This window comes from Nocardia sp. NPDC050710, from assembly GCF_040654375.1.
Classification (GTDB): Bacteria; Actinomycetota; Actinomycetes; order Mycobacteriales; family Mycobacteriaceae; genus Nocardia.
Genome location: NZ_JBFAHV010000014.1, coordinates 1 through 26,957 on the forward strand (window position 1 = coordinate 1; position 26,957 = coordinate 26,957).

General features: G+C 66.6%; 24 protein-coding genes and 4 pseudogenes. 16 read left to right on the plus strand and 12 right to left on the minus strand.

Annotated elements, in window-relative coordinates; all coding sequences use genetic code 11:
- Window positions 1–297: 297 nt before the first annotated feature.
- The 5 genes and pseudogenes from AB0H61_RS22575 to AB0H61_RS22595 all read right to left on the minus strand — a co-directional run bounded on the left by AB0H61_RS22575 (window position 298) and on the right by AB0H61_RS22595 (window position 3,888).
- Window positions 298–582 (minus strand): hypothetical protein, encoded by a 285-nt coding sequence (locus AB0H61_RS22575; RefSeq protein WP_357307564.1) that lies wholly within the window; start codon window positions 580–582, stop codon window positions 298–300.
- A 6-nt stretch (window positions 583–588) separates the two neighbouring features.
- Window positions 589–684, minus strand: a pseudogene (locus AB0H61_RS22580) (Mu transposase C-terminal domain-containing protein); the annotation flags it as partial.
- A 73-nt stretch (window positions 685–757) separates the two neighbouring features.
- Window positions 758–910 carry a WD40 repeat domain-containing protein gene (locus tag AB0H61_RS22585; RefSeq protein WP_357307566.1) on the minus strand — a complete coding sequence of 51 codons (153 nt, stop codon included), beginning with the start codon at window positions 908–910 and terminating at the stop codon, window positions 758–760.
- Entirely contained in the window at window positions 841–2,760 is a 1,920-nt protein-coding gene (locus AB0H61_RS22590; protein ID WP_357307568.1) for a serine/threonine-protein kinase, read from the minus strand. The genes AB0H61_RS22585 and AB0H61_RS22590 overlap by 70 nt, the downstream gene beginning before the upstream one ends.
- Before the next feature lie 786 nt (window positions 2,761–3,546).
- Window positions 3,547–3,888: a hypothetical protein gene (locus tag AB0H61_RS22595; protein WP_357307570.1), complete on the minus strand. Its 342-nt coding sequence runs from the start codon at window positions 3,886–3,888 to the stop codon at window positions 3,547–3,549.
- A gap of 196 nt (window positions 3,889–4,084) precedes the next feature.
- Here AB0H61_RS22595 and AB0H61_RS22600 point away from each other — a divergent pair, with 196 nt between their 5' ends.
- Window positions 4,085–5,365, plus strand: a complete 1,281-nt coding sequence (locus AB0H61_RS22600) for a GNAT family N-acetyltransferase (protein ID WP_357307910.1) — start codon at window positions 4,085–4,087, stop codon at window positions 5,363–5,365.
- A gap of 615 nt (window positions 5,366–5,980) precedes the next feature.
- On the opposite strand, the gene AB0H61_RS22605 is transcribed toward AB0H61_RS22600, so the two are convergent.
- The 3 genes from AB0H61_RS22605 to AB0H61_RS22615 form a co-directional block, all read right to left on the minus strand.
- Complete coding sequence (locus tag AB0H61_RS22605) at window positions 5,981–7,114, minus strand: lipase family protein (RefSeq protein ID WP_357307572.1); 1,134 nt, start codon at window positions 7,112–7,114, stop codon at window positions 5,981–5,983.
- A 519-nt stretch (window positions 7,115–7,633) separates the two neighbouring features.
- Complete coding sequence (locus tag AB0H61_RS22610) at window positions 7,634–7,924, minus strand: hypothetical protein (protein ID WP_357307574.1); 291 nt, start codon at window positions 7,922–7,924, stop codon at window positions 7,634–7,636.
- Window positions 7,925–8,009: 85 nt separating this feature from the next.
- Window positions 8,010–8,240 carry a hypothetical protein gene (locus AB0H61_RS22615; RefSeq protein WP_357307576.1) on the minus strand — a complete coding sequence of 77 codons (231 nt, stop codon included), beginning with the start codon at window positions 8,238–8,240 and terminating at the stop codon, window positions 8,010–8,012.
- A 260-nt stretch (window positions 8,241–8,500) separates the two neighbouring features.
- On the opposite strand from AB0H61_RS22615, the gene AB0H61_RS22620 reads away from it, so the two are divergent.
- On the plus strand, window positions 8,501–8,851 hold the full coding sequence (locus AB0H61_RS22620; protein ID WP_357307578.1) for a hypothetical protein: 351 nt from the start codon (window positions 8,501–8,503) through the stop codon (window positions 8,849–8,851).
- Window positions 8,852–8,944: 93 nt separating this feature from the next.
- Here AB0H61_RS22620 and AB0H61_RS22625 read toward each other — a convergent pair.
- From AB0H61_RS22625 to AB0H61_RS22635, 3 genes and pseudogenes are all read right to left on the minus strand, one after another.
- Window positions 8,945–9,866, minus strand: a pseudogene (locus AB0H61_RS22625) (Dyp-type peroxidase); the annotation flags it as partial.
- A gap of 181 nt (window positions 9,867–10,047) precedes the next feature.
- A pseudogene (locus AB0H61_RS22630) lies at window positions 10,048–10,161 on the minus strand (copper chaperone PCu(A)C); the annotation flags it as partial.
- Between the two features lie 388 nt (window positions 10,162–10,549).
- Window positions 10,550–11,338, minus strand: coding sequence for an SGNH/GDSL hydrolase family protein (locus tag AB0H61_RS22635; RefSeq protein ID WP_357307580.1), 789 nt, complete (start codon window positions 11,336–11,338; stop codon window positions 10,550–10,552).
- A 221-nt stretch (window positions 11,339–11,559) separates the two neighbouring features.
- Between AB0H61_RS22635 and AB0H61_RS22640 the strand changes: the two genes are divergently transcribed.
- Window positions 11,560–12,777 (plus strand): hypothetical protein, encoded by a 1,218-nt coding sequence (locus AB0H61_RS22640; RefSeq protein WP_357307583.1) that lies wholly within the window; start codon window positions 11,560–11,562, stop codon window positions 12,775–12,777.
- Window positions 12,778–12,879: 102 nt separating this feature from the next.
- Here AB0H61_RS22640 and AB0H61_RS22645 read toward each other — a convergent pair whose 3' ends face one another.
- On the minus strand, window positions 12,880–13,536 hold the full coding sequence (locus tag AB0H61_RS22645; RefSeq protein WP_357307585.1) for a nucleoside deaminase: 657 nt from the start codon (window positions 13,534–13,536) through the stop codon (window positions 12,880–12,882).
- A 733-nt stretch (window positions 13,537–14,269) separates the two neighbouring features.
- On the opposite strand from AB0H61_RS22645, the gene AB0H61_RS22650 reads away from it, so the two are divergent.
- From AB0H61_RS22650 to AB0H61_RS22710, 13 genes and pseudogenes are all read left to right on the plus strand, one after another.
- Window positions 14,270–14,578: a hypothetical protein gene (locus AB0H61_RS22650; RefSeq protein WP_357307587.1), complete on the plus strand. Its 309-nt coding sequence runs from the start codon at window positions 14,270–14,272 to the stop codon at window positions 14,576–14,578.
- A 1,409-nt stretch (window positions 14,579–15,987) separates the two neighbouring features.
- Window positions 15,988–16,107: pseudogene (locus AB0H61_RS22655) on the plus strand (RidA family protein); the annotation flags it as partial.
- 93 nt (window positions 16,108–16,200) lie between these two features.
- Window positions 16,201–17,091, plus strand: coding sequence for a helix-turn-helix transcriptional regulator (locus AB0H61_RS22660; protein WP_357307589.1), 891 nt, complete (start codon window positions 16,201–16,203; stop codon window positions 17,089–17,091).
- Between the two features lie 60 nt (window positions 17,092–17,151).
- Complete coding sequence (locus AB0H61_RS22665) at window positions 17,152–17,445, plus strand: epoxide hydrolase N-terminal domain-containing protein (protein ID WP_357307591.1); 294 nt, start codon at window positions 17,152–17,154, stop codon at window positions 17,443–17,445.
- Entirely contained in the window at window positions 17,442–17,741 is a 300-nt protein-coding gene (locus AB0H61_RS22670; protein WP_357307593.1) for a hypothetical protein, read from the plus strand. The genes AB0H61_RS22665 and AB0H61_RS22670 overlap by 4 nt, the downstream gene beginning before the upstream one ends.
- Before the next feature lie 214 nt (window positions 17,742–17,955).
- A complete protein-coding gene (locus AB0H61_RS22675; RefSeq protein WP_357307595.1) occupies window positions 17,956–18,414 on the plus strand; it encodes an SRPBCC family protein in 459 nt (152 codons plus the stop codon).
- A 129-nt stretch (window positions 18,415–18,543) separates the two neighbouring features.
- Window positions 18,544–20,400 (plus strand): OmpA family protein, encoded by a 1,857-nt coding sequence (locus AB0H61_RS22680; protein WP_357307596.1) that lies wholly within the window; start codon window positions 18,544–18,546, stop codon window positions 20,398–20,400.
- 311 nt (window positions 20,401–20,711) lie between these two features.
- Window positions 20,712–21,851, plus strand: coding sequence for an IS4 family transposase (locus AB0H61_RS22685; protein ID WP_357307598.1), 1,140 nt, complete (start codon window positions 20,712–20,714; stop codon window positions 21,849–21,851).
- Window positions 21,852–21,963: 112 nt separating this feature from the next.
- The gene (locus AB0H61_RS22690; protein WP_357307600.1) at window positions 21,964–22,836 is read left to right on the plus strand and encodes an SGNH/GDSL hydrolase family protein; all 873 of its coding nucleotides are present in this window, start codon (window positions 21,964–21,966) and stop codon (window positions 22,834–22,836) included.
- Window positions 22,837–23,120: 284 nt separating this feature from the next.
- Window positions 23,121–23,993: a hypothetical protein gene (locus AB0H61_RS22695; RefSeq protein WP_357307602.1), complete on the plus strand. Its 873-nt coding sequence runs from the start codon at window positions 23,121–23,123 to the stop codon at window positions 23,991–23,993.
- A gap of 38 nt (window positions 23,994–24,031) precedes the next feature.
- Window positions 24,032–24,517 (plus strand): hypothetical protein, encoded by a 486-nt coding sequence (locus AB0H61_RS22700; RefSeq protein WP_357307604.1) that lies wholly within the window; start codon window positions 24,032–24,034, stop codon window positions 24,515–24,517.
- Window positions 24,518–24,669: 152 nt separating this feature from the next.
- Complete coding sequence (locus AB0H61_RS22705) at window positions 24,670–25,365, plus strand: response regulator transcription factor (protein ID WP_357307606.1); 696 nt, start codon at window positions 24,670–24,672, stop codon at window positions 25,363–25,365.
- A gap of 197 nt (window positions 25,366–25,562) precedes the next feature.
- Window positions 25,563–26,582, plus strand: a complete 1,020-nt coding sequence (locus AB0H61_RS22710; protein ID WP_357307912.1) for an ATP-binding protein — start codon at window positions 25,563–25,565, stop codon at window positions 26,580–26,582.
- Window positions 26,583–26,957: the final 375 nt, after the last annotated feature.

Consider the following 26,957-nt stretch of genomic DNA (forward strand, 5'->3'; position numbering starts at 1 on the left):
CGACGGGTCCTTCGAAAGACACCCGTTGGGGTCAGGAAAATTCCGGGTCACGCCTGCGTCCGAGCGGCGCGGTGGGCCGGTTCCATCATGACTGGGCGACTACTGACTCCAGCGCGGCCGGCCTGACCCCACACACCAGCCCTTCGGACAAGCCACGACCCGGACTCACCACCATCCAGAATAGCCCCGACCTGCCGACTGCGCCTTGACACGAGAGGGGAGCCATTACCCGAGGTCGGGGTGTACAGCGGTTCTGGGCTCGTGTGTGTGCGACCTTCGGGCTGCGTGGGTCCCCGTTCAGGTTGGCCTGTGCGTGGGGAACCCCAAGCTGATCGTTTTGGCTATCCGGGCCAGTCGCTGCGCGTCGGATCGTTTGTCGCGCAGGCACTCCTGACGGAGTCGCTGGCTGGTCCGTCTTGGGATCAGGTAGTCGATTCCGGTCGAGGGCGGCGGCTCGGGTGCGGGGATCTCGGGCCGGGCTATGCGATGGGTGTGTCGGGTGATGGTGTGGGGCAACGCTTTTCCATAGCGCTTGTTGTGGCAGCGGATGTCGATGGTTTCCATGTCGACGGGAGAGAACACCAGCTCGACTTTCCATCGGGCCAGGGCAGGGTCGACCACATAGGCGTTGGCATGCAGCGAGATCAGGCCGGTCTCGGTGACCGTGCGGTGCTCGCTCCAGATGAACGCCCTCGGTCAGCTCCGGCGCGACGGGGATCGCCGGGCCGCCTGTGTGGTTCGCGGCGGTGAGTGCGTGTTACTGCGGCCTGGTCACTTTCCACAGTCGCACTGTTTTGTCATTGCTGCCGCTGGCCAGGAGTCTGCCATCAGAGCTGAACGTCACTGGGAAGACGCTGCCTGTGACCGATGAATGGTTTCCCCGATCTGCTGGTGGGTGCGTACGTCCCACAGTCGCACCGTCGCGTCGACACTGCCGCTGGCCAGCAGCATTCCATCGGCGTCGTCGGGGCTGAACGCGACTGACCACACCCTGTCACCGTGGGCGCGGAGCGGTTGCCCACTCGGTCGTCGACTCGTGATGTCCCACAAGATCGCTGTGCGGTCATCGCTGGCGGTAGCCAGCAGTGCGCCGTCCGGACTGAACGCTACCGAGTTGACGATGCCGGTATGGTCGCTGAGCGTTCGTCCGCTCGGCTGGTGGTTGGCAACGTCCCACAATCGGGCAGTGCCGTCGTTGCTGGCTGTGGCCAGCAGCGTGCCGTCCGGACTGAACGCGACCGAATTCACCACTGCGGTATGGCCGGTCAACGGCGGACCGCTCGGTCGTCGACTGGCGACGTTCCACAACCGCACTGTGTCATCAGCGCCTGCCGAGGCCAGCAGGGTGCCGTCGGCGCTGAAGGCCACCGTGAGTACCCCATCGAGGTGGCCGGTCAGCGGTGAGCCGCTGGGCTGGCGGCTGGTCAGGTCCCACAACCGCAGCGTGCCGTACTCGCCGGCTGTGGCGAGCAGCGCGCCGTCCGGGCTGAAGGCCGCGGACCTCACCGCCTGAGTGAGACCGGTCAGGGGTGGGCCACTGGGCCGGTGGGTGGCAAGGTCCCACAACCGAAGTGAGTCACCAGCGCTGGTACTGACGCCGGTGCTGGCGAGCAGAGTGCGGTCGGGACTGAACGCGACCGAGTACACCGCGCCGGGGTGGCCCGCCAGAACAGCGACCGCCTTGTCGGCCGGCGGCGCGGAATCGGTCAAGGATCGCCGTACGGTGATACCCGCTGCCGTTGCCGCGATGAACGGGATGGCGACCGCCGCGCCTACGAGCAACCCACGGCGACCGAAACGCCGCGAAGAAGGGGACACCGGCGATGGTGACCTATCTCCGGTGCCGGAATGTGGGGCTGGATCGTAGCGGGCAGTCGGCGCGGAATCTCTGGTGGGCTGCGGCGCCGTCGTGATGCGCACATGCGCGGAAGTAGCGGCCACGCGGGCCGCTTCGGCAAGTGCGGCGCAGGTCGGGTAACGCTCGCTGGGCGCTTTCGCCAGTGCGGTCGCAACGACGGTATCGAGTCCCGCCGGCAGAATCGGTCGCACGTGGCTCGGCTGGGGTGGAGGCTCGCTGAGGTGAGCGCCGATCACCGCGGCCTGATCGTCGCGGGGGAACGGCGGCCGTCCGGTGAGAAGGTGATACAGGGTGCATCCCAAAGAGTAGATATCGGCGCGATGATCGGCGAGCGCGCCGGTGAAGCGTTCGGGTGCGGCGTAGGCGAAACTCGCGGCGAGCGTCGACAGGGTCACTGTGTCTTCCAAGGTGCGGGCGATCCCGAAATCGGTGAGCAGGGCACGATGCCCATGCCGGGGATCGTGCTCGATCAGCAGATTTCCCGGCTTCACGTCGCGGTGCAGTACACCTTGGGCATGGGCGTAATCCAGCGCTGCCGCAGCGTCTGCGATCAACTCCACCCCTAGCTCGGGTGCCAGTCCAGCAGGAGCATGATCGAGCAGTGAGCTCGCATCCCCGCCGCGGATAAACCGCATCGCCAGCCACAACACCGAATCCCCAGGCGCACTACGATCGTAGACGGCAACGATATTCGGGTGGTCCAGGCGTGCGGCCAGCGCCGCCTCCCGATCGAACGCCGAGCAGGCACGTCGGTCCGTGGCGAGAGCATCGTTGAGAACCTTCAACGCGACCAGCCGGTCCATGCGTGGGTGTCGTGCCGAATACACGACCCCCATACCCCCGACGCCGAGAACATCCTCGATGATGAACCCTGCGAACACATCTCCTGCCGCGAGGACCACCGCTAGCTCCTGATCTCGTCATGCAGCGCCACCGCATCTGCGACCACAGCGGTTGCCCACCATTAAACCGGCCCCGGTCCCGGCGCGCACCGATGCGAACTGAATCGTTGACTGGTGGAGACTCTTTCAGCGGGGAGAGACTCACCTCATCGTGCAGCCCCGGGCCTGAGAAATCCCTGATCAATACAACACGGGCCGAAGAGATCTGAATTGCGTTGTCCAACGGATCACATCCCCGGGATCGTACGAGGGTCGCCAGAATATAAGAGTCCCTATCGATTTCGCTGCGCAGCACTCAAGCGTGCTGGTCGGCAGTCCTTTCGATCCCACCCTCTAACGGCCACCGCCTCGTTGCGGTCACAATTCCGAATGCGTCGAGGATTCCGATGGATGGTGTTCCGGTTCCTCGGCACCATTCTCGTGTCGCCGCGGAGTTCTCAGACATCAGATTCCGACGCCCACAGCGGTGATGACAATCGTCCCATCGGATGTCGGCGTGCCAGCAGGACCCCGGCATCCAGACAGGTCAGCTCCAGCGAGGTACCCGGTCGCCAGTCCAGGGCGGCGACGGTGATCTTGTCCAGGACCCGGTCGCCGCCGTCGCGCGACTTGGATGACCGGCGCGATCACCGGCTTTCACGTCTGATTCGGTTGGTTACGAGTAGTTGCTGTGGATGGCTGGAACTCCGGCCGCTGTCAGCCTTGGAGTGCCGCTGACACCGTCAACTGTGAGTGGTTGTATCCGGCCCAGGTCCAGACCCAGCCACGCCCGGGCACGGGCCCCGGTCAGTTGGCCCGGTAGCGGGAGGCGAGTTCGGGGCTCTGTCTGCCGAATACGGCGAGGTCGGTCTTGAAGACGGCGTCGAGCAGGCCGACGTCTTCTATGCCGGGGGCGCAGACGACTTCGCCGAGTTCGAGGCCGCGCAGTCCGGCGGTGACGACCTCGTCGGCGGTCATGCGGGGCACGGCGCTCAGGTCGAGGCCCTGGCGCTCGTGGAATTCGGTGGCGACGATGCCGGGGCAGAGGACCTCGACCTGGATGCCGGTGCCTTCCAGTTCGGCGTTGAGCGTCTGGGACATGGCGACGAGGTGGGCCAGGGTGCCGGCGTAGACGGCCCGGCGGGGCATGACGGAACCGTCGGCGGGGCCGCTAGCGCGGTCGGGACAAGACCGACCAGCCCGACAGGTCGTGGTTCCTGCGGTGGACGTTACGCTGATCTGCATTTGCCTGAAGTTTGCGCTCTGGCTTGCTCGGACCCTCTGGGGGTGTTTACTGAAAGAGCGTCTCAGTTGGCCCACCCTCCAATGGCAGATCGAGGTGCGTATGCCGGTATGGCGACTGCGTGAATTTCGTGACGATGATCTGGATCAGGCGATCCAGATCTGGGAACAGAGCCGAATGGCGACCGGGGAGGAGCCGGTGTTCGCGTTGGCCGAGGTGCTGGCCTCCGCGCGAGCAGGGCAGCCGGCGGTGGTGGCCGAGGTCGGCGAAGAAATCGTTGGCATGGCAGTCGCCCAGATCCAGAGCGAGCGTGCCTGGGTCCTACTGGTGGCGCTGGGTACACACTGGCGGCGGCGCGGTATCGGTAGTGCGCTGCTGACCGAACTGGAGCGGCGGCTGCGGTCGAATGGGGTGCGGCGGATCTGCACGCTCCTTCCTAAGGACGCCACCGGGTCGGTCGCGTTCGAGAATTCCGGATATCTCGGCAGAACGGGTTTGGTCTACTACGAACTGCTGGAACCGTTGGCACCCGCGCAGTCTTCTTTGCTGACCGAACTGGGTGGTCGGTTGCTGCCACCCGGGTTGTGGCAGTCGATGGGAGGGATGGACCGGGAGAAAGAGATCATCGAACGCCGGATCGTATTGCCGTTGGCGAACCCGGATGTCGCGGAGCGGTATCGGGTTCGGCCACCCAAGAGCGTGATTTTGTTCGGTCCGCCGGGCACCGGAAAGACCAGTTTCGCGAAAGCGGTCGCCTCGAGGCTGGGGTGGCCGTTTGTCGAGTTGTTCCCGTCTCGGTTGGCCGCGACGGCAAGCGGCGGGCTCGCGGCGTCCTTGCGTGAGGTGTTCGCGGACTTGGCCGAACTCGACGAACTCCTGTTGTTCATCGACGAGGTGGAGGAGATCGCGGGCGCACGCGAGGGGACGGCGACCAGCGCGGCGCATGGCGTAACGAACGAGCTGCTCAAGCTGATTCCGGTATTCCGCGAGGATTACAGCCGCCTGCTGATCTGCGCCACCAACTCCGTTCGTTCGCTGGACTCGGCGTTCCTGCGACCGGGCCGCTTCGACTACGTGATACCGGTCGGTCCACCCGACGAACCCGCCCGCGAAGCGATCTGGCGGCGCTACCTCGGCCCCGCGGCCGAGGATATCGACCTCGACCATCTGGTGCGCGCTACAGCCCACTTCACCCCCGCCGACATCGAATACGCCGCCCGTGCCGGTGCACAATCGGCGTTCGAACGCGCGATGCGCGACGGGATGAACGAACCCGCCAATATCGAGGACTACCTGACCGCCATTGCCAACACCCGCCTGACTTTGACACCCGACATCCTGACGGCGTTCGAACACGACCAATCGAACTACACCAGACTCTGAGACCCGCCCTGCCTCCCGTTTGTTAATGCCGCCATCCCGAACCGGACGTGCGAGTTGTCCCCGCATCCGGCTCTCCCATAGTCCCGCTGGGTGATTGATGTTCCTCGGCTGGACGCGGGCCAGGGTGATGGGAGAGTCGAACCGCGCGGTCGAAATCGGGTTGTCGATCCACTCGAACATCGAACGCCTCGTGGCGCACGCGGATCTCCGCCCAGTCCTCACACATTCAGCACCTCGTGATTCGAGAAAGACTGGTGGCTCAGCGTTCACCCGGAACACGAGAGTCAGTATTGGGCCGGAATCGATATCGGTGCCCGCTGCTCGGAGAGTTCTCGGGGCCGCGGCCTACCGGTGGCTACGTGCCCCTGCTCGCGCATACCAGGCATCGTGGTGCGGATGCGGATTCTTTCAGCCCCGATTCGGTTGCACGCGCACCGCGCGCCTCCCAAAAAAGAATGTCTTGGAGTGACATCCCCTTCTCTACCGGAAGTTCCGGTGTCTCACAACGGGTTACAACATGCGAGGAAATAGCGCCTTGAAAGCTACCCTCGAACGCTAACGGAGCGGCGTTGGGGTTAGGCCCCTCGAAATGCCTCCGAGCAGTGCTGACCGCTGCTACCGCCGGGTCGGCAGTATCCGCTGCAGGAATTCCACCCCGGCGTCGAATCCGGGGCCCATGATTCCCTGGTGATCGGTTTCGAAGGTGTGGTACTCGTATTCCGCTCCGGCGAGTTCGAATTCGTATGCAAGTGCTTGTGTCATCACCGGCAGCACCGCAGTGTCGCGGGTGCCCTGGGCGAGAAAGATCGGTTGCTGGTATCCGTCGGCCGGTATCGCGACGTATTTGCCGATCGCCTGCCGGGCGGCGTCGTCGAACAGCGGACGCGCCAGCAACTCGCCCAGCCCGCGCCCGCCGATAACCGCCGGCCACCGGTCCTGGCATGCGGTTCTCAGCTCAGTCAGTACCTGGACTCCGGCGGGGGTCAGGTAAGGGGTCAGGTCGAAACTCCGATCGGTGGCCCACATTCCGGCCAGGAAGGCAGTGGTGAGTACCGCCGCGCCCGCGATTGAATTGTCGATCAGCGGTGAACGCGGGATATGCGGTCCGGCAAGCGGGAACAGGTACTCGAGCTGGGACCCTGGCGCCAAGGCCGCCGCGCCGCGGAAGTCGAGTTCGGGCGCGTACGTCGGCGCCAGCCTGGCGGTAGCAAGTGCGGCATGACCGCCCTGCGAAACCCCGAATACTGCCCAGCTGTTCGACACCGTGTCGGTGAATTCCCGTGCGGCACGGACGATATCAATGGTGGCGGTGGCCTCGGTACGCGAGTTCAGATACGGGTGCACCTGATCGGTAACCGGACTCAACCCGAGGTAGTCGGTGGAAACGACCGCATAGCCAAGGGCATTGAGTCTGCGGAAGTACGGCACATCCACCGGCAAGGTGGCCGAGGACGATGCACCACAGGTCGGACCGAGACCCGACGCCCCATGATCGAAGGAGATCATCGGCCAGCCACCCGCGGGCGCGGGCCCATCCGGCAACATCAGCAGTCCACGAGCAAGTGTCGACGCACCGTCGGAGCCTTCGGTGCGATAGGTGACGATGTAGCCATCGCCCCACTCGACCGGAAACCGTTGCGTGGCGATCAGTTCACCCGGCGCCGCGTTCGCTATTGGCCCCGCCACCGACAGCAGACCCGAGGCGATACCGACACAGAGCAACAGCCGAACCAGCGGGCGAATCATCATGACTCCTCCCACACGCTTGAAGTTCTGCAAACGGCCATCCGAACAGATTTGAAAATCATATCTTTCAAGATTGTCGGCGAGAACGGCCACCGCAAGCCCTCGGATCCGGGGGCGCTGCGTCCGGCGTGGCGCACGGGCGATGTAGTTCGGCGGCAGCAGGCAGCTGGGGCAAGCGAGTAGCGTGACAACCTGGGCATGGAATTCGTCATGCCACGACCCAAAAGTTGCACCGAAAAACCAGGACACCGCCCGCGATCGAACGTCCGGACATCGAGAAGTCGGCGCGGGCGATCTCCGACGCTCCGACCGGGGTATGTCTGCGTGACGACGTACAGGCCACGGCGATGCTGCTGGACAAACGCACCGCCGAACCCGACGAAGCACCAGGCGTGAAACTGTTTGTCGCGCAACGTGATACTGCTGCGGTCTCCGAAGTCGTCGCCGCAGCTGTACGGCGGCTGCTGCGCGCCGCGGACTGGGACGTCGATGGGGTTCGTGACGATGTGCTTACGTCGCGCATCATGGGCGACGATCACCGGCGGCCCGGGTTGTCACGAATCTCGTCAACAACGCGCTGGTGCACACGTCGGACACGGTCGTCGTCACGGTGGATATCGCTTGTGCGGAACCGCAGGGCCCCGTTTGCCGAGCGCCGGGCATGGCGGCGAAGGCCATCGGGATGATCTCGGCGAAAGTGGGTGCGGCGGCGCGCGTGGGTGCATTGGGCAGCAGGTCCTGCGGCGAAATGCCGAGGCGCTCGAGAAACATCCGCGCGACATCGAGGTCGGTGGCCGGTGGGGGCGTGGTCATTTCGCCCCTTGGGTGACTGCGGTGAAGCAGGGGGTGATGAGTCTGTCGAGCGCGGCAGCCGGATACACCAGCATCGTGGAGTGTGTCAGGTCGGCGCGAGCAGGACGCGTTCACCGCTGGTGATTCCGGCGGCGCGCCGGATCCGGGACGGCAGGTAGAGGTAGCCGTTGCGGTTGATCAGTCGTTCGAGCCCGGACTGTCGGATCAGCATGAGTCCTTCGTGCTCGACGATGTCGAGCTCGGAGTCCGGGGTCCATCCGAGACGGCGCGGGATCGACCTGTCGGTGAGGCGACCGCGAGAGTCCATAGCTGCCATGCCGTAGGCGCCCCTCGGTGGGCGTGGTCGGTCCAGTGTTGGCAGCGGGGGAGGAGCCACGCCGCCGGGATGCTTGCCGGCGCGACCGTGCCCGGACACGGTCGCGACCCGGGTGGAACCAACGGCGCCACCATGTCCTCAGCCATGCCGTAGATGCGCGGTGGGGTGTCCGGATCCGAGGGCGGAAGGGCGGCCGAATACGGCACTGATTTCACGACACTGCGTAGTAGATGAGCCCGGATGAACTAGCGTGTGGCTTTATGGAATTGGTCTACAACGTGGTGGTCGCTACACACCTACTCGGCATGGCCGCGGTCGTCGGCGGTTATGTGGCCGGGCAGCCCAAGGTTTCGGAGCTGATGGTGTGGGGTGCTCGCGCCCAGCTCATCACCGGGCTGATTCTGGTCGGGATGGCCGAGTCGATCGACTCGCTCGATAAGGACCTGAATATGGTCAAGGTCGGCACCAAGCTGGTGATCTCTATCCTGGTCGCGGCGTTCGCCGAGATGGGGCGCGCGGATGCCAAACGCGGCAAGGATATTCCGTGGATGACGCATGCCGCGGGCGGGCTGGCGATTGTGAACGTACTGGTCGCGGTGCTCTGGACCTGAGTTCTCGGAACGACCTGAGAGTTCCGGGAACACGGTCGCGCACCGTGTCCGAGGTCGGCACCGCGGGGTGCCGACCTCGAAGACAACGCCGCCCTACGACTCGAACAGCGACTGCCCGAGATACCCGCCCGGCGCGGGCACGCCGGGCGGGATCACGAAGACCGACGAGCCCACCGGTGTGGTCCATACGTTGAGTGCGTCGAAATCCGCGAGCCGCCGCTGCACCGGCACGTACTGGGCGTCCACGTCGCGTTGGAACGCGGCGAAGAGCAGGCCCGAATTCGAGATCTGGCCCGGTGCGGGTGCGTCGTCGTAGTTGCAGCCGCGGTGCAGGAACCGCTCGCCGTCATGGGTGTGATGTGCCCGGGCGATATGGGAGGACTGCGGGATGACCGGGATGCCGTGCGCGTCGACGGCGGCGAAATCCGGTTCGTCGAACTCCCGGGTTTCGGTCAGCGGCGCACCGTTGCCGAGCTTGCGCCCGACGGTGAGTTCCCGGCCCTCCTGAGCGATTTCGTCCCAGGTGTCCACGGCCATCGCGATCCGCCGCAGCACCAGCGAGCTGCCACCGGCCAGCCACGGTTGGGCCGCGCCGTCGTCCCAGACCAGCCGGTCGAAATCCGGCGTTTCCGGTGCGATGTTCACGGTGCCGTCGACCTGACCCATCAGATTGCGTGGGGTCTGCCCCTGGGCCGCATTGCGGAACCCGCGCTGCACCCAGCGCACCCCGACCAGCGAGGTCACACTGCGGCACAGCACCCGCACCGCGTGCGCCACTGTGGTCGCCTCGTCGGCGCAGATCTGCAGTAGCAGGTCGCCCTCACTCCAGGCCGGTTCCAGCCGGTCGATAGCGAACGGCGGCAGCGGACGTAACCAGAACGGCTTGCGGTGCTCCAGACCCGCGACAGCGAAGACCGCGGGTCCCAACCCCACCGTGACGGTGAGGCGCGACGGGCGTTGCGCCAGTTCGGGTTCGGCCCTCGGCGAGGGCGGGGATGCCCTTGGTGAGCCGGGCCGTCGGCTGCCCCGCTGCGGCGGCCCCGGAGTGGCCGCCCTCGTACTTCTCCTGGTTGCCGGGGAAGTCGCGGACCTGGGCGGCGAAGGTCTTGGACGATCCGTCGTCGAAGGTCAGCGATCGCGCTGTGCGCCGGAATGACGAAACCGCCCTGCTTGGGCCGCATTTTCTTGGTGCCGTTCGCATCGGCCACCACCTCGTGCAGTTCGACGCGTTCGGAGGCGGGGCTGGTCGCCGACACCACGGTCACCGCCTTGTCACTGTCATTGGTCAGCTCGCCGAAGGCCGCCGACATATCGCTGTCGGCCGCCTTGATCCACTGATCCGCGATGGTGATCACGTCGGCGCCGCGGGTGGCGGCCGGTGTGTTGTCGGCATTCGACGAACACGCGACGAGTAGGAAGGGAACCGTGGCGGACCCGCATCGATCCGATCACCACCCCGATCACCGTGCAGGCGGCGACCAGTAGCGCGATCGAGGATTGTCCGGGCGAGACGACCCCGCCGCCGAGGGCATGAGCGGCGATCGCCACCGCGCCCGACGCGGATCCGACGAATGCGCCGCGCACTCGCGCCGCCACCACCGCCGGATTTCGCACCCGGCCATACTGCTGCCGGTCGTAGGTTCGGCCCCGCTCGGATCTACTCCATTGACGCCCAGCGCATCGAGCCGGATCCGAGGGTCAGGCGAGGATGGGCAGGAGGTCGGGGCGTTTGGGTTCGATACCGGTGCCCGAGGAGCGGCCGCGCAGGCGGCGGCCGATCCAGGGGAGCAGGTGCCTGACCGCCCAGCGGAGTTCGACGGCGAGGGCTTCGGCGGTGCCGCGCCGCACGGGAGGGAGCGTGTCACGCCAGCTGTCGTCCGCCCCGGGCAAGGCCAGGGTGTCGGCGAGCGCGCGGGCGACCAGGTCGTGGCCGAGCGGGCTGAGATGGAGGCGATCGTCGGCCCAGACCAGGGGATGGGTGGTGGCGTCGACGAGTTCGAAATCGATGAGGGTGACACCGTGTTCGTCGGCCAGGGTGCGCAAATCGGCATTGAGCGCATAGATGCGCGGGGAGAGAGGACCGGTGATCGGGGCGACGCCGCCGATATCGGGATAGGTGAAGGTCACCACCGTGGCCCCGGTGTCGATCAGGGTGCCGAACATCGCGTCGAGGTCCGCGAGCAGCGCGGGCCGGTCCAAGCGCGGGCGGATGAGGTCATTCATCCCGGCCATGACCGTGACCAGGTCGGGTCGCAGCGCCACGGCCGGGTCCAGTTGTTCGGCGCGGATCTGTCCGGCGCGACGCCCGCGGACGGCGAGATTCGCGTACCGCAGGCCCGGCTGCGCGGCACCGAGGAGTTCGGCGAACCGATCCGCCCAGCCGCGGTGCCCGCCAAGGCCGTCGGGGTCGCCGATACCTTCGGTCTGGCTGTCACCCAGCGCGACATAGCGGGTATATGACTGCGCGGATCTGGAGTTCGACTCCACGTTCGGCTCCTGCCGGTCGCTGGCTCGTTCGGCCCGCGCGGGCGCGGGTGGAGTGCGCCCGGCTCCGCTCGTCGGCCTCTGCACCGTGGTGTCGCCCGCGGCGCAGGCATATCGTAGAGGGCGCGCACCGAAGTTTCCTGAAGAAGTTGGACGTCGGACCAATCACTTGACAGGTCCGCTCCGAACCAAGGGCAAGAGTGTTTCCGGCAGAGGTGTCTGGCATGGTCACAATCGGTATTTCGGCGGAGCGGACAGTGGTACGCGGTGTGGTGCTCGGGGAGGAGCCTGCGGCGGGATCACAGGGAACCACGACGCATGCCATGCGGCGTGTGGGAACCGGGGGAATCGGCGCGGCGATAGTCGAAGTACTGGACGGCCTGACCGAGGAACTGGGCGATACCCCGATCGAAGACGTGGCCGTGGTATATCGCTCGGTTCCCGAGCGACGATCGATCGTGACGGAACTGGCATCCGGGCCGTGGGCGGAGTCGACGCTGGTCTCGGATCGGACGGCACTGCTGACCGTAGCCGGGCAATTGCCGGAGTTCGATGAGTTCGACACGGTGCTCGTGCTGGAGACAGTCGAGAACCACACATCGTTCGTGGCGGTGGGTCCGGGGCGGGACACCGAATTGACGTCCGGTTCCTGGCCCTCCGGGATCGTCGATATCGACACCGCCCGCCAGGCGATCGGCCGGATCCGGCCGATCCTGGATGCGGAGGGGGTACACCCGAATGCGGTCGCGCTCTGCGGTTCGGCGGCGGGATATGCCGAAATCGCCACCGTGCTGGAGTTCGGACTGGCGGTGCCGGTGACCCTGGCCTCGGATCACGCCGATGTCGTGGCACGAGCCGCCGCATCGGTCGCCGCACGCCAACTCAGCGCGCTAGCGGTCACCCAACCCGACGACCATCGCCGAACCCGGCGGCTCATGCTGGCTGCGGCCGCCGTCGCCACCGTGCTCGGCGCATCGGGGATCGCGGTCGCGCAGATTCGCGACGACAGTGCGGCAGAGGTTGTCGATCCGACCACCGAATCCGTGCGTCCGAGCCCGGCCGCCCCGGTCGTCGCCCCACCGGAGACCTTGCCACCCACCGGCGCACCCATGCCGATGCCGATCGTTCCCGCGCAGAACGTCCCCGAACAGATCAGCGCCCCCGGGGCCGCGCAACCGTACCTGACGACCACGACCACCACCCATCGGCGGGAGGAACCGACACCATTCGAGGAGCCCGGCCAGCCGGGTCCCTTCGAGGAGGGGCCTGGTGGCATACCGCTCGCCGCGCAGCCCACGACGACCCCGGTCGGTGCGCCGGACGGTAACGGGCTCTTCCCCGGCGAATCACCGCCACCACCCGCGAATGCCGATCCCGCGGTCATCCAAGCCTGGTGGGACAACCACTGGATTCTGAAACAGCGGTGGCTGTCCGGCGGGTAGGCCGGCTCGAGCCCGCGCTGCCGCCAGCCCCACCCGAAGGTCGGCGAGGATGTCCTCGATCTCGACCGATACCTGAATCGCTGAAGATTCCCTCCGGCTGCGCTAGGCAGAGCCGCGCGCGTTGTAGACAGTGATCGCGTCGTCCTCGGCCATGCGCCCGTACTCGGCGAAGACCTCGAGTGCGTGCTCGCGCAGCACCCCGGAGACGACCTCGATGCCGCGGCGGCGGAACTGCTCGGCCCAGTCCTCGCGCATCGGTCCTTCGTCGAAGCCGGTCAGCTGCTCGAGTTCAGGTCCCTCACCGGCGATGACCAACCGTTTGACGCCCGACCACAGCGCGGCGCCGTAACACTGGGCGCACGGGCGCCAGTTCACTACGAGTTCGCGATCGGGGGCGTCCTGCGCGCCGAGGTCCCAGGTGCCGACCCGGGTCTGGGCCAGCGACAGCGCGACCACCTCGGCGTGTGCCGCCGAAAGTCCGCTGGCGAGTACCAGATTGACGCCCGCCGCGACTACTGCGCCGGTGCCGCTCTCGACGACCAGTGCGGCGAACGGGCCGCCGGAGCCCTCGCGGGGGTTGCGGGCGGCCAGTCGATGCACCAGTGCCATGCGCGCGTCATCGGTGGCCAGCGCCGCCGGGGTGCCCTCGAGTTCGTCGAAGACCCAGTCCGGGAGGGTGGTTCCGTAGGAACGCGGCATGGCGGTGATGTCCAAGGGGGTGCCCTTCGGCGGCGCGGTCAGCGTGTCATCGGTCTTCACCTGGAGCAACGTAGAAAGCGGGCGTTGCCAGCTGATTACTCGCGCGCATCACGCGGGTAACCGTCGGCGGTTCGCACCTCGGTCACCAGCTTCGCACGTCTGCCGGACGGATTCGGGGAATGATCTGTGAATACAGTGCCGGATCGCGGCGTCGATCCAGTCCGGTCTCCGCTCACAAAATCGCCCGTTTTGTACGCCGCCACATCGGCATCGACGGACATACGGCTTCCACCGACTCGACCTTCACGGCCTTGCCTCAGCCGCTGTGTGACCCGCCGCCGCGGGCGAAAGGACTCGCCTCGGTAGCCGCCGCCAACATCGGCAAGCGCCCGAAATAGGGACCGCCGAGGAACGCAGGCGTGCAGCGGCGTCTCCGATCCGGCGTGACGCTGCGGGCAGTCGCGGGCCGGTTTCGCCGCGCACGGCCGCGACCTGGTCGGTGCGCCCGCATTATTCGGCAGAACCCGACGTCGGCTGATCGTCGCGGCCCTGGTGCCCGACACATCGATCGGGCCGCCGATCGCTCCCATGGGTTTTCATCCGCGAGGGCTCGGCTCTGCCGGTCGTGGCAAATGCCTTGCGTCTGTTGGGTTTCCGACGGGACGCCGAACATGAGGTACCGCCCATGAGGCCCGGCTCGGCCGGGTTGTGAGCCCGCAACGCACGAGTTGTTTCCAACTGACCAGTACTCTCCTCGTGGTGCCGGATATGTCGGTGCCATGAGGAGGCGCATATGGGAGCCGTCGGACGTGAACGAATTACGTACACCGATCGGCCCGTGGTGGGTGCCGACATCTATGTCGACACGCATCTCTTTCTGGGACACGGCGAGGACGACGTGCGCGGCGGCCTGGCCCGCGTGGTCGCGGTGCACGAGGACGCGGAGTACCCGGACGACCCGATGGTCGATGTCGCGGAACATCCGGACTACAGCTACAACTGGGCGCTGCTGAGCCGTGAACAGGACCGCTTGCGCGCGGAATTCGGCGATCGCCGGGCCTACGCGGATCCCGACCTGCGGCCGGAATTCGACCTCGACTGAATCCGGCTGCTGTGCGGGCGCACACGGCATCTCGAGGTGCGACACCCGAACCGGGGCGAATTCGAAGTTTGTGTGCGCACGGGCTCACACCGACTCGATTTCGAGGACCTCTTGGCCGTGCAGCCGCAGGGTGCGGGTGGGCCGGGCACGCTGGTGGCAAGTCCGGCGACGCTGTGCTGGGGGAACCGTAACGCGGTGCGCGCCCACGCCAGGGGCGCGAAGGGCACCACCGGGCCAGCGACAGAATCGAATTCGCGGCGCCCGCTTCGCCACTGGCGTGCTTGCTCAGGCGCTCGTGCACGGTACGCAGTTGGTCGGCGGGGCAGTCGAGTTCGGTCGTCAGCAGCGGCAGAATCGCCGAGACCCGATTGTCGAGCACCCAGTCGTGTCCGGTGGCGGTATCCCCGGCACAGGTGCCGAAGTCTCGGTCGGGGATACCGGAGTGCCGTAGTACCTCCCGCCTTCGCGGCGAGGTTGTCAGCCTATGGCCTCAGATGCACCAGACCACACTGCCGAGTGGGAAGCACAGTGCCACAGATCCCCAGGGGCTCGATCCCCAGAAGACCGGGGTTGCTGTCGACGTCGCGGGGGCCACCGGAACCGAGCTGGCCGAAGCCCCCGGAGCTGCGAAAATGCCCAAAGGCAAGGCAATGGCGGTTGCGGCTACGATCTTGACAATTGTGTTGGACATGTTTCCACCCTCGATCGATATGACTTGGTTGAATCCGCGTCCAGTGCCGACCAGGCAGGTGCGCTGTTCGCCATCGAGTTGCGGATGGGTGTGTCAGCGCGCGATGTACTGTCCGGCAAGTCGCGTCCTGCTGCCGAGCGATACCGCGGCCCCAGGAGGCGGTCCGTGACGCGCCTCGATTTTCGACCCCGACCCGATTTCGATTATTGCGATGCGTGGCGAGCTACGGCCACGCGGCGAAATTGCCGGACCAGATTCTGTGTCGTCCGGCGCCAGGCCCCGTCGCGGATGCGCCGACCTGGCAGCTCCGGCCACGAATGGCTCGGCCGAAGCGGAGCCCTTTTCGCAGCGCCGGGAAAAGGATGCTCCTAGTTTACTGTGAAAGGACTCAGCTAGAGAGCAAATTCTCCGCTTCGGTTCGGCTGCGCGCCGGTGGACGACGAGATCCGCGTTGGACGCAGATCGGTCCGATCTCCTGCGACGCATTGCTGGCGGCGTTGGGTGGCGAGCTCACTATAGAAACGCACCAGATCTCCACAAGTGCGGCTGGCCGGACAGATCCCGCCGTTTCGGCCCAATCCCCGCATTAACCCACGCTCGAGCGAGGTGGACCTGCCGTTGCAGCAGGCCAGCGAATCATCACGACCTGATGTGGTTGCGCCGCAGAACGCCTTCACCTCCCTGGGGTGCAGGCGTCGGCGGTGACGGACCTACCACCCAGGTTGCGGAGGAGATCGGTCTGCCGCTGCCCACGCCGCCTGCCTCGCTGATCGGCGTCGACTACCTCTTCGAGCCCGATGTACTCGTCGAAGTCGAGGCAACAGCCCTTGTCGACTGATGGTTGACCAGGCACCCACACGAGTGCGGTCGGCGGGCCGCAGCGCTATCGGGACCAGCGAATCTTGTTGCCGTCGTATGTAATCTCGGTCTCATGGTGTTCGACTCGACCCGTTTCGATCTGGACCCGTATGTCGGTTTCGATATGGCTCGGTACGTTCGGCGGACGTATTGCAGTTGGGAGGTTGCCGGCTGGCGGTCGCTGCTCGTGCAGCGGTTCGAGCATGTCGCCTTGGTCGAGGACATGGCGTTGCCGGGCACGACGGATCTGCACCTGGTAGTGCCCGTCGCGGGTCGAGCTGTGATGGAGACGCGCAGTGATGGTCGGGCACAGCGCTACACGTGGGTGCCGGGTCGGCCGGAGTTGGCGATCCCGGGCCGGCCTGTCCTTCGCCGCTATCGGGCGGACGGGGCGATGCGCAGCGTGCAGGTCCACATTCCGCGTGACACCGTCGATATGGTCGGGGCGCAACTGGGTGGCCACGCGGTGGACTACGAGGCCATGGCCGCGTCCGTCACCACGGGGGATCCACTGGTCGAGGAAACCGTCCGAGCGCTCGGCCGCACGGGCGAGGCCGACGACCTGTATGCCGAGGCCGCGGCGGCCTTCTTGACCACCCATCTACTCACCCGCCATGCGCGACTGCGGGCTGATCGGACGCCGACGCGCGAGGACGCACGCGTGCGCACGGTCGTCGCGACGATGCGGGAGCGGCTGGCCGATTCGATCACACTGGCCGACATCGCCGGCGAGGTGCATCTGAGCGTCTACCACCTTGTCAGGGTTTTCAAGGAGGCGACCGGGGTCACACCGTACCGGTACCTCACCCGGTTACGGATCGACGAGGCGAAACGGCTGTTGCGCGAGACCGACCTGACAATCGCCCAGGTCGCGGCGCGGTGTGGCTTCGCTGGCCCCGGTGCGCTGTCGACCGCCTTCTTGCGGCACACCGGGGCGCGTCCCTCGGAGTATCGCAATTATTGACCGGTGCACCGCAATCTCGAGCATTGGGTGAGGGGATGACTCGCCCTTATGGTTCATTCCATGGCCGACATTTTCTCCGGCGAGGCGAAAGCCTCTGATCTCGAACGCTTTTCAGTTCACATCGGCGATCGCGACCTGATCGATCTGCGTGCCCGACTGGATCGGGCCCGGCTTCCCAAGTCAGAGACCGTGCTGGACGCGACGCAGGGGATCGAACTGAAGCGGCTGGTGACACTGCTGGATGCGTGGCGTGCGCACGACTGGCGCGAGGGAGCCCAGCTCCGGCTGCTCCGGACCGGGAAAGTGTCCGCCGCGATCCACGCCCCGGGTGGTGTGCATGCTGCCGGTGTGTGACCCCCGACATCGACGCTGCCCGCGCCGAGGCAGCCAAGGTGTTCGAGGTCTGCGGTACGCTGCCGGGTTATTGCGCCATGATGCACCGCGAGGGAGCCGAGGGTCCTGGCGATCTGGCCGTCGTCGGCACCGAGGACCGAGTGGCGGCTCAGATCCACGGGATCATCGCTTCGGGTGCAACGGAATTCGTGGGCGCGCTGTTCACCGGTGACGACTTCGCCGCGCACCCACAAGCTGCTCGCGGAACTGGCCGACTGAGTCCAACTGCGGAGCTATCGCCTTTCCTCGACGGATGACCGCTGGCTCGCTTGGCGTCGAATCGGACTGAGCTCGGTGATCGAATTCGCCTCTACCGCAGCGGCAGCCGTTCCCCGAGACCCAGTCTGCTCGGCGACCGGAGCGTTTGGCCGACCTCGGGCAGCCGCCGAACGCTGGGAAACATCTTGTCCCCGACGCATCCCGGTCTCACCGTGCAGATCGCGTCGACTGAAAACGCAGGAAGGATACGACGTGCCGCACTACCGAGTACGTTCCACAACCTCGGCTCCCGTCAGCACGGTGTGGGGTTTGCTGATCGATGGCCGCAGCTGGCCCCGGTGGTCCTCCGGGCTGGCCGAACTGGTCGAGGAACGCTCCAGCGGCCTCGATTCGCGCGGCAACGACGGCATCGGCGCGGTCCGCGCGTTCCGCACCGGCCAGGTCGTCACCGGTGAGCGACTCACAGAACTCGTGAAGGATCGGCTCCTGGCGTACGAGGACGCCTTCAACTTCGCCATGAAGGAATATCGTGCCGTCGTCGAACTGGAGCCGACTTCCACGGGCGGAACGACAATCACCTGGCGCGGCACCTGGCGTATGCGGCCCGGGATCGGTTGGACCATGCCCTTCATCCTTCCCCGGGTGATGCAGCGCATGGCCGACGACCTCGCCGACTACGCAGCCACCGCGGCGGGGCCGCACACCCCCTGACCCGTGACCAGCGTCGCAGATTTGCACGGAGATTCAGGCGCCCTCCTTTCGAAGCGCACAATTGCCCGATCGGGCACACCCGACCAACTGTCCTTTTGCCGGAGTCGGCCGTGGCGCGACACTGTTGCGGTGACATCGGCGCAGGACCGGCAGGTGGCGGCGGAATCGGTGCGGCGCGCCGGTCCCGTACCCCAGCGCGCGCCGACGGCGGAAGACCGGCCGAGCGGGTTGCCGGGAATGCTGCTGGGCTTGCAACGGCAGGCCGGGAACCGAGCGGTGGGCACTGCGATCGCCGCCCGGCCCACCGTGCAACGTTTCGTGGGCAGGGAGCACAAGGAACTCGGCGACGGCACCGGCCGGACGGTCGATCTCGGCAACGGCGTCGTGCTGAGCTGGGGAGACCTCGTCGCCCTCGCCGGCGACGAATATGCAACGCTCGACGACTTGCTCGCCGACACCAGGGACGAGGCGGGAAAGCAACGGCTGCTCGCGGCATTCCGGGACGACCACATCCCCGATCCGGCGCATTCGCGGTTGCCCGAGCCCACCGCTGAACAGAAGTCCGACCGGCTGGTCACCTTCCTGAAGCTCGCCGCCGAGAACACATCGCACTTCAACGCGTCGGGCCAGGCCATCGACCGTTGGGCTACCGACCACACCGCGGCCATCACGGCGGCGCTGGACGCTGGTCTCACCAAGAACGAGGCGGGCTTGCAGCTGGCTCTTGCGCGCGAGGCCTTCGCCCAGCACTTCCTGACCGACGCCTTCTCCGGCGGGCATATCCGCACGCCGCGTCCGGACATCATCGGCTGGTACCGAGCCAATTTCGGCCCGCCGGTGGTCGATTTCTTCATCAGCCGGATGTCCGAGAGGCTGATCGAGGGATTGGTCAATCAAATAGGCCCGCAGACCAATTGGCCGGATTTCCTGGTGCGGCGGAAAGTTCGCGCTGCCGTCGGCGCGCGGCTGGCCACCGCGATCGCGCAGATCGATGGCGGCCGAGCCAAGCTGAACGACTACTTCGCGCTCGCGGTGGCCGGTGTGGTCAGCGGAGCGATGCACGACCTGGAAGGCGGTCGCGGGGTGGCGGTGTCCAGCGAGGCGCACCCCGAGCCGTGGACCGCGTTCGGTGACGCCAAACTGGGTGACAGCCCGGTGAGCAAGGCTCAGGCCGAACTGGCGATCGCCGCCGCGATCGCGCATGTCGCCGCCGCGTATGAAGTCGGACGGACGCGCGGGAAGGCGGCCGATCCCGCGCATGCCCCGCAGGTCGCCTACTTCGCCTTCGATTCCGCCGACCTGTCCCCGGCTACGGGCGGCCAGCTGACAGCCGCCGCGGCGTACCTGCATGCGCGTCCGGAAATGCAGGTGACGTTGGTCGGCCATACCGACCCGACCGGGCCGGACCCGTACAACGAGACGCTGGGTCTGCGTCGGGCGAACGCGGTGGCCGAGCGGCTGCAATCAGAAGGTGTCGCCGCCGACCAGATTGCGGCGCGCAGTGAAGGCGAGCGATCTCTGGTGACCACCGTGCCCGGACAGTTCCGGCTGAACCGGCGGGTGGCGTTCGCGTACCTCGGCAGGCCGGGTCCCTACCGCGATCCGGTCCGCGACGAGGCGCTCGCCGAACTGAGGGCCAGGATCGCACCGCCGTATCCGGACGTCACGCGGTTCGTTCCCAAGCCGCTAGCGGCGACCAACACCTCCGGTTCCGGCACGTCGTCTGTGGCGACTTCGCAGGTCGAACTGGACAACTGGCGGTGGGGCAGCATCCCGACGAACCTGCGCGGCGAGATCGACACCTGGATCCGCGGGTACGGCCCGATGATCACCGCCAAGATCTCCGCCGCAAGGGAATTGAACGACGACAGGGTCGAGGGATACGACATTCACCCGCGCCCGCTGGTCGAGGCGATCGTCAGGAACTTGCTGGGGGATCCGTCCGGATTCCTGGAAGAGGCATTCGGCAGGCCGATGAGTCCGTGACTCGAAATCGCGGATGCTCCTCGGTCACATCCACCAACCGAGGGGCACCGAGATCTCGGAACGCTCTCAGGATCGACTTCATGAGAATCGAGAGACTATGCACCGCAGTGAGTTCGAGCGGTTGACCGTTTCTTCCGGCACGTTCGCCGGGAATGGTGCCGCGGTTGATTCGCGAATGCAGGTATTCGCGCCCGGTGTGCTCGTCAGGGAGGTCGGTGAATGTGCACCGCTGGGGGAACTCACCACGTGAGACACAATCTTGACTTCACCACCGTTTACTTAGGAAGAGCACTGTCGGTATTCTCGCAGCCGTGCCGCGTGCCGGATGGGTGAAGCCGGAGAGCGATCAGCGGTTGTCCGATCACCTCGCATTGGGTGTGCTGACCAGGGTATTTACCCCCGAGGTGGTCGACGAGGTGCTGGTCGAGCGTGGACGCGTCGAACGCCGGAACCGATTGCTGCCTGCGCGCGTGGTGGTCTACTACGTGCTCGCGTTGGCGCTGTTCGCATCCTGCTCGTACGAGGAGGTGATGCGGAAGCTCGTGTCCGGGCTCGAGTGGGCGTCGGGACGGCCTCACCAGTGGACGATCCCGACGAAGGCTGCCCTCTTCCAGGCCCGTAAGCGCCTGGGCTCGGAACCGCTGCGCGCGTTGTACGAGAAGGTGGCGATGCCACTGTCCGATGCGCGGGCTCCGGGAAGTTGCTACCGGTCCTGGCGGCTGATGAGCATCCACGGATCGACCATGAGTGCGCCCGCCAGCGACGCGAATATCGAGCATTTCGGCCTGCCGCCGTCTTCTCGGGCCGGCCACGGGGGAGTGTTCCCTCAGGTGCGGCTCCTCGGGCTGGTCGAGTGCGGTTGGCATGCGATCGTCGATGCCGCGCTCGGGACCTACGAGCATCGCGAGCAGGCCCTGGCCGAATCGGTCGTGCGGTCGCTGCGCCCGGGAATGCTGTTGCTCGCCGACCGCGCCTTCTTCAGTTACCGCTTGTGGGACCTGTGCCGATCCTCCGGCGCGGACCTGTTGTGGCGAATGCCGTCCGATTCCGTGGTTCCTGTCGAAAAGCGTTATCCAGATGGATCTTTCGCTTCCTATGTGCATTCAGGGACGAGGTCGCGCGCCGACGACACCGCCGGGATCGCTGTGCGCGTCGTCGAGTTCGTCGGTACCGCTTCCAGCGCCGACACGGACCACGGCGAGGGGCGGATCCACCGACTGCTGACCACCATCACCGATCCCGAGGCGGCGCCCGCGAACGAGCTGGTCCGGGTGTATTCACAGCTATGGGAGATCGAGGCCGCCTTCGACGGGCTCGGGACCCACGAACGCGGCCGCGGTGTGGTGTTGCGGTCGAAGACACCCGACGGAGTGATCCAGGAGGTCTACGGCTACCTGTGCTTGCACTACGCGATCCGCAGCCTGATGCGTTCGGTGACCTGGCCGAATTAAGTGAACAATCTGCGCGGCGATACCCGTTGCGCAAATGTGTGTGGTGTGTCACAGTTCCTCCGCCAAATCGTTACCGATCGGTAACTGTGAGTGTCTGACATGGGAGTTTTGTATGGTCAAGGACGTTCGCACGCGGATCGCTGCTGCGTTCACCACGGCAATTACGGCGGGTCTCGCCCTCGTTGCGGCCGCCCCGGCCCAGGCCGTTCCGAGCCTGAGCCCCTACGTCGCCATGGGCGACAGCTACAGCGCGGGATCGGGCATTATTCCGCTCGATCCCACCGTGACCCCGGCGTGCGCGCGGACCACCCGCAACTACCCGAACCTCATCGCCGATGCCCTCGGCATCGAGTCGTTCACCGACGTCACCTGCGGAAACGCCGATACTCAGGACTTCTACGAGAAGCAGTACCCCAGCCTGACCCCGCAGCTCGACGCCGTCACCAACGACACCAAGCTCGTCACCCTGACCATCGGCGGCAACAACAACGACACCCTGATCAAGGTGATCTCCGCCTGCATCAGCGCGGGGACCGGGACTGCCGGGTTCGGCAACCCCTGCGAGACCATCTATGGCGACCAGTTCACCAACGACATCTCGAACAAGACCTACCCCGCAGTGAAGAAGGCGCTCACCGACATTCACGCCAAGGCGCCGTCCGCGAAGGTGGCCATTCTGGCGTACCCCCAGGTCATGCCCAAGGACAACAGCAACTGCTTCCTAGTGATGCCGATCGCCAAGGGCGACGTCCCCTACATCAACAAGATCGAGGACACCCTCAACGGGGTCGTCAAGCGCGCCGCCGACGAGACAGGTACCACCTTCGTCGACATGCAGAACTCCATCGGCCATGACGCCTGCAAGCCCATCGGCACCCGCTGGGTCGAGCCGGCCGTGTGGGGTACGAACTTCGTGCCGATCCATCCGAACGCGATCGGCATGCAGAAGATGGCCGACCAGGCATTGGCCGCGATCGGCGGCTGACACCCGAATTCCGCACGGGCGGTTGCCGACCGTCGGGCCGAAAGGCCGGTCGGAACCGCCCGTGCGGTTGTTCATCGCTTTGGTATCACCGTCTTCGGAGGTGCGACTCGCCGGTGATACCGAACAATCGGAGATCTCCTGCTGCATCGACATTTCGGCGTCGTGGTCCGGGTTGTGCGTTTTCCTCGGAGGATCGACCACCGGAGCCCGCCTGCCGACATCAATGTCAGTGGCAACCCTTAATGTTTCGGCGGACCGAAACCACTTGATGCGCAGGAGTTCTCATGACGTCCAGCAAAAGCCCAGCGGCAGGCAGCCGTGTGTGGGATACCGAACTGACCGCCGCTTTCGACATCCTGTTAGGTGGAACGTCAGCCGACGACCCCACAGCGGAGTACGGCGTGTACTACGCCGACGACTCCCTGGACGAGTTCCTGTGCCCGAGTGCGTGGGCCACCCCGGCAGCGCTCGCCGAGCCGGAGCCCAGCCAGCTACCGCTTCCCGGTGCCGACGAGTACCCCTTCTCCCCGGGTGTGTGGCGGTTCGACCTGAGCCGGTCTCTCTTCCGCTTCGATGATCACCTGGTGAACGGGACGGGACCGTGGGGCGGGGGCGGGCACAAGGGTCCCCGGCCCTTCGGTGACGACTTCGTCGCCGACCTACGCGCGGCCGCGATCGCCGGTGCCGATCAGCTACTTGTGCGTGGCGCGGAACTCGGCCCGTTGCTCGCCCGGCATGGCATAGACCTGACCGACGAGCGCTCCAGGAAGCTCAACGGCTGGCTGACCGTCCTGTTTCGGGTCGCCACCGACGGCAGTCTCACCGACGCGATGCGCGCTGCGACCTTCACCGAGCGCGGACCCGAATACCTGGCGCCCTTCGACGACGAGGGTTACGTCGACACAGCCGAACCCAGATGGGAGGCGGCACTGGCAGCGATCACCCGCCCCGAGCTCCGCGACCATCTGCGCATGCTCTGCCTCGACGAGGAAGACGCGCGTGCCACCGGCGCGCACTACTGCGGCCCCGACCGGTGGCCCTTCACAACCGACATCCTGGACAGCCTCGGCTGTCGCTTGGTCGCGGGCTGGGAGTACGGCGAATCCCAGGCCGGCACCGCCGTCGTCGAGCTGCCCGAAGCGCCGCACGCGCACTGAACGGACTGATCGAACACCTGGATAGGAAGTAACTGCCCGTGTCGATGTGGTTGGAACTCGCGAAGATCGAACCTTCGCTGCTCGAAGAGATGCGCGAGAAACCCGAACTGATTCACACCGTGTTCTTCCCCGAGGACGACTCCGCACCACTGTCCGGCGGGCTCCGCCCGGTGGCGGACTTCTACGGATACGACTACCGCACGCTCAGTGCGATCGCCGGAGGCCGCGCTGAGGCCGAGCAAGGCACTGCCGAATGGAGGGACGCTTACCCCTGGCTCGCCAAGGCGACCGGCGACCACTGCGACGTCATCGAGGGGTACGAGTTCTGCTACGGACCGGCTTTCGTCCTCACCCCGAACGAGGTTCGTCAGGTCGCGGAGGGGCTGGTCGCGGAAGGCTGGGTCCTCGGCGGCACGGCAGCCGACTGGGACGAGGATAACGAGGATGACGAGTTCGAGGACCTGGGCCCGTACTTCGCGGCCGCCGCGGCCGAAGGGAAGGCAGTGATCGGCGGGGTGAACTGATCCAAGCGGTGCAGCCGCGCGCTGGGCCGGCCATGACCGCGCGCCGAAGTGGAGGTGGGACACGTGAAATGCGGTGAGCTCGCTACAGAAACGCATCAAATCTCCACAATTGACGCGGGTGGTCTCCACACGCGGTGGCTAGGGTTCCGATCATGGAACAGAGCGGGAACGGGCAGGCGGCGCGGCGGATCCTCGTGGTGGACGACGAGGTCACCATCGCGGAGTCCGTCGCGGCCCGGCTGCGGGCCGAGGGATTCGTCGTGGACCTGGCCCACGACGGGCCCGCCGCGGTCGCCGCCGTCCAGGCGAACGAACCGGACCTCGTCGTCCTGGATGTCATGCTGCCCGGCTTCGACGGACTCGAGGTGTGCCGTCGCATTCAGGTCGGGCGTGCGGTGCCGGTGCTCATGCTCACCGCCCGCACCGATGAAACCGATCAGCTCATCGGTCTCGGCGTCGGCGCCGATGACTATCTGACCAAACCGTTCTCGATGCGGGTCCTCGCCGCGCGCGTACAAGCGCTGCTGCGTCGCGTCGACCGGGCCGCCGATCGCGACGGCGTCGCCATCGTCGTCGGCGATCTGCGCATCGATGTGGACCAGCGCCGGGTCTGGCGCGCCGACGTCGAGGCCCAGCTCACGCCGCTCGAGTTCGATCTGCTCGCGCGTCTGGCCCGTCGGCCCCGGGTAGTGCTCGCCCGCGAACGCCTGCTCGAGGAGGTCTGGGATTGGGCCGACGCCGCCGGTACCCGTGCCGTGGACAGCCACATCAAGGCGCTGCGCCGCAAACTCGGGTCCGACCTGATCCGCACCGTGCACGGTGTGGGGTACGCGCTGGAGGCACGGTGACCACCGAACCGGCGGGCGGCCGTCTCGGGGCGCCGCCCGGCCCCCCGTCCGCGGGAGATGTTTCGTCTACGTCGGCACTCGGCGGCCGCACGGTCGATCAGCCCGAACACGAGCCGGTACAGGACGATTCGTCGGTGGCGGGGCCGGGCGGTGGTCGCACGGCGGATCCGCCCGTGCCTGCCTGGATTCCGCGGAAGATGCGGGAGCCCGCGGACTACATCGCCGAATTATTGCCGCGTCCGCTGGATCCCGTGCGATCGATCAAATTGAAGCTGGCGATTCTCATGCTGGTATCGGGCGGAGCCGCCTTCGGGTTCTTTCGGTTCCGGATCGGCTGGCTGCCGCCGAAGACCACCCTCGCCGCCGTGGTCATCGCACTGGTGACCTCCCAGATCCTGGCGCACGGCATCACCAGGCCGCTGCGCGAAATGACCGCCGCGGCCAAGCGGATGGCGCAGGGCGATTACACCCGCAGGGTCAGGGCCAGCTCCCGCGACGAGGTCGGCCAGCTGGCAGCGGCCTTCAACCAGATGGCGGCCGACCTGGCCGCCGCCGACCAGCAGCGCCGCGACCTCATCGCCAATGTGTCGCACGAACTACGCACCCCGATCACCGCGCTCAACGCGGTGCTGGAGAACCTGGTCGACGGCGTATCCGAACCCGACCCCGGCACCCTGCGCACCGCACTCGCTCAAACCGAGCGACTCGGCCTGCTGGTCTCCGAACTCCTCGACCTGTCGAGCATCGAGGCGGGCGCCTTTCCGCTCGATCGCGAAAATCTCACCGTCGCACCCCTACTGGCGGAGGTCGTCGCCGAGGCCGAGGTGATGACGGCGGCGCTCGGCCGCGGCGTGCGATTCCGCACCGATGTACAACCCGGCACCGCGCGCGTCACCGCAGACCGTGCCCGATTGCATCAGGTGCTACTCAACCTGCTCGACAATGCGGCCCGGCACGGCCCCGCGGGTGGTGAAGTCCGCATCACGGCCCGCGCCGCCCACGGACACGTGGTCATCGACGTCCAGGACCAAGGCCCCGGCATCCCGCCCGCCGAACGAGCCCGCGTCTTCGACCGCTTCACCCGCGGCGGCCGCACCGATGGCGGCGGCACCGGGCTCGGCCTGGCCATTTCCCGCTGGATTGTCGAACTCCACGGCGGCACCATCGCCGTAGCCGACCCCGGATCCCGCATCCGGGTCACCCTCCCCAACCCCTGACCTCTACACCCGCCGCCCGGTGTCCCCAGGAGCCCGGGCCGCACCCTCGGGAGCCCGATGCCACCGGCATTTCCGTCGTCCGGCTGACCAGCCAGGCCCGAAGAAGACCGAACCGACTCCACCGCCCGGACTCCCGCTGGATCCCGGGGCAGTGACGCACACCTACAGGAGGCAACCGATGCCGGACCAACCCGCCGATACGCCGGACCAACCGGATGTGGAACGGCGGCAATCGAATCACCGGAGCGCGTCGCCGCCACCCGGGAACCCGACTCGGGCGAGCGATCGCGAGTCCGAGTCGCCGGACACTCCCGGACCCTCCGCGGCCCGGCCGGAACCGGCGGTCAGCGAGGGAGTTTCGGAAGCGTTGGAGCC

Excerpts from the sequence above, each read along its gene's own strand:
- AB0H61_RS22595 (WP_357307570.1), bottom strand. The coding sequence starts at position 3,888 with ATGCCCCGCCGGGCCGTCTACGCCGGCACCCTGGCCCACCTCGTCGCC.
- AB0H61_RS22600 (WP_357307910.1), top strand. The coding sequence starts at position 4,085 with ATGCCGGTATGGCGACTGCGTGAATTTCGTGACGATGATCTGGATCAG.
- AB0H61_RS22605 (WP_357307572.1), bottom strand. The coding sequence starts at position 7,114 with ATGATGATTCGCCCGCTGGTTCGGCTGTTGCTCTGTGTCGGTATCGCC.
- AB0H61_RS22610 (WP_357307574.1), bottom strand. The coding sequence starts at position 7,924 with ATGACCACGCCCCCACCGGCCACCGACCTCGATGTCGCGCGGATGTTT.
- AB0H61_RS22615 (WP_357307576.1), bottom strand. The coding sequence starts at position 8,240 with ATGGCAGCTATGGACTCTCGCGGTCGCCTCACCGACAGGTCGATCCCG.
- AB0H61_RS22620 (WP_357307578.1), top strand. The coding sequence starts at position 8,501 with ATGGAATTGGTCTACAACGTGGTGGTCGCTACACACCTACTCGGCATG.
- AB0H61_RS22640 (WP_357307583.1), top strand. The coding sequence starts at position 11,560 with ATGGTCACAATCGGTATTTCGGCGGAGCGGACAGTGGTACGCGGTGTG.
- AB0H61_RS22650 (WP_357307587.1), top strand. The coding sequence starts at position 14,270 with ATGGGAGCCGTCGGACGTGAACGAATTACGTACACCGATCGGCCCGTG.
- AB0H61_RS22660 (WP_357307589.1), top strand. The coding sequence starts at position 16,201 with ATGGTGTTCGACTCGACCCGTTTCGATCTGGACCCGTATGTCGGTTTC.
- AB0H61_RS22665 (WP_357307591.1), top strand. The coding sequence starts at position 17,152 with ATGGCCGACATTTTCTCCGGCGAGGCGAAAGCCTCTGATCTCGAACGC.
- AB0H61_RS22690 (WP_357307600.1), top strand. The coding sequence starts at position 21,964 with ATGGTCAAGGACGTTCGCACGCGGATCGCTGCTGCGTTCACCACGGCA.
- AB0H61_RS22695 (WP_357307602.1), top strand. The coding sequence starts at position 23,121 with ATGACGTCCAGCAAAAGCCCAGCGGCAGGCAGCCGTGTGTGGGATACC.
- AB0H61_RS22705 (WP_357307606.1), top strand. The coding sequence starts at position 24,670 with ATGGAACAGAGCGGGAACGGGCAGGCGGCGCGGCGGATCCTCGTGGTG.
- AB0H61_RS22710 (WP_357307912.1), top strand. The coding sequence starts at position 25,563 with ATGCGGGAGCCCGCGGACTACATCGCCGAATTATTGCCGCGTCCGCTG.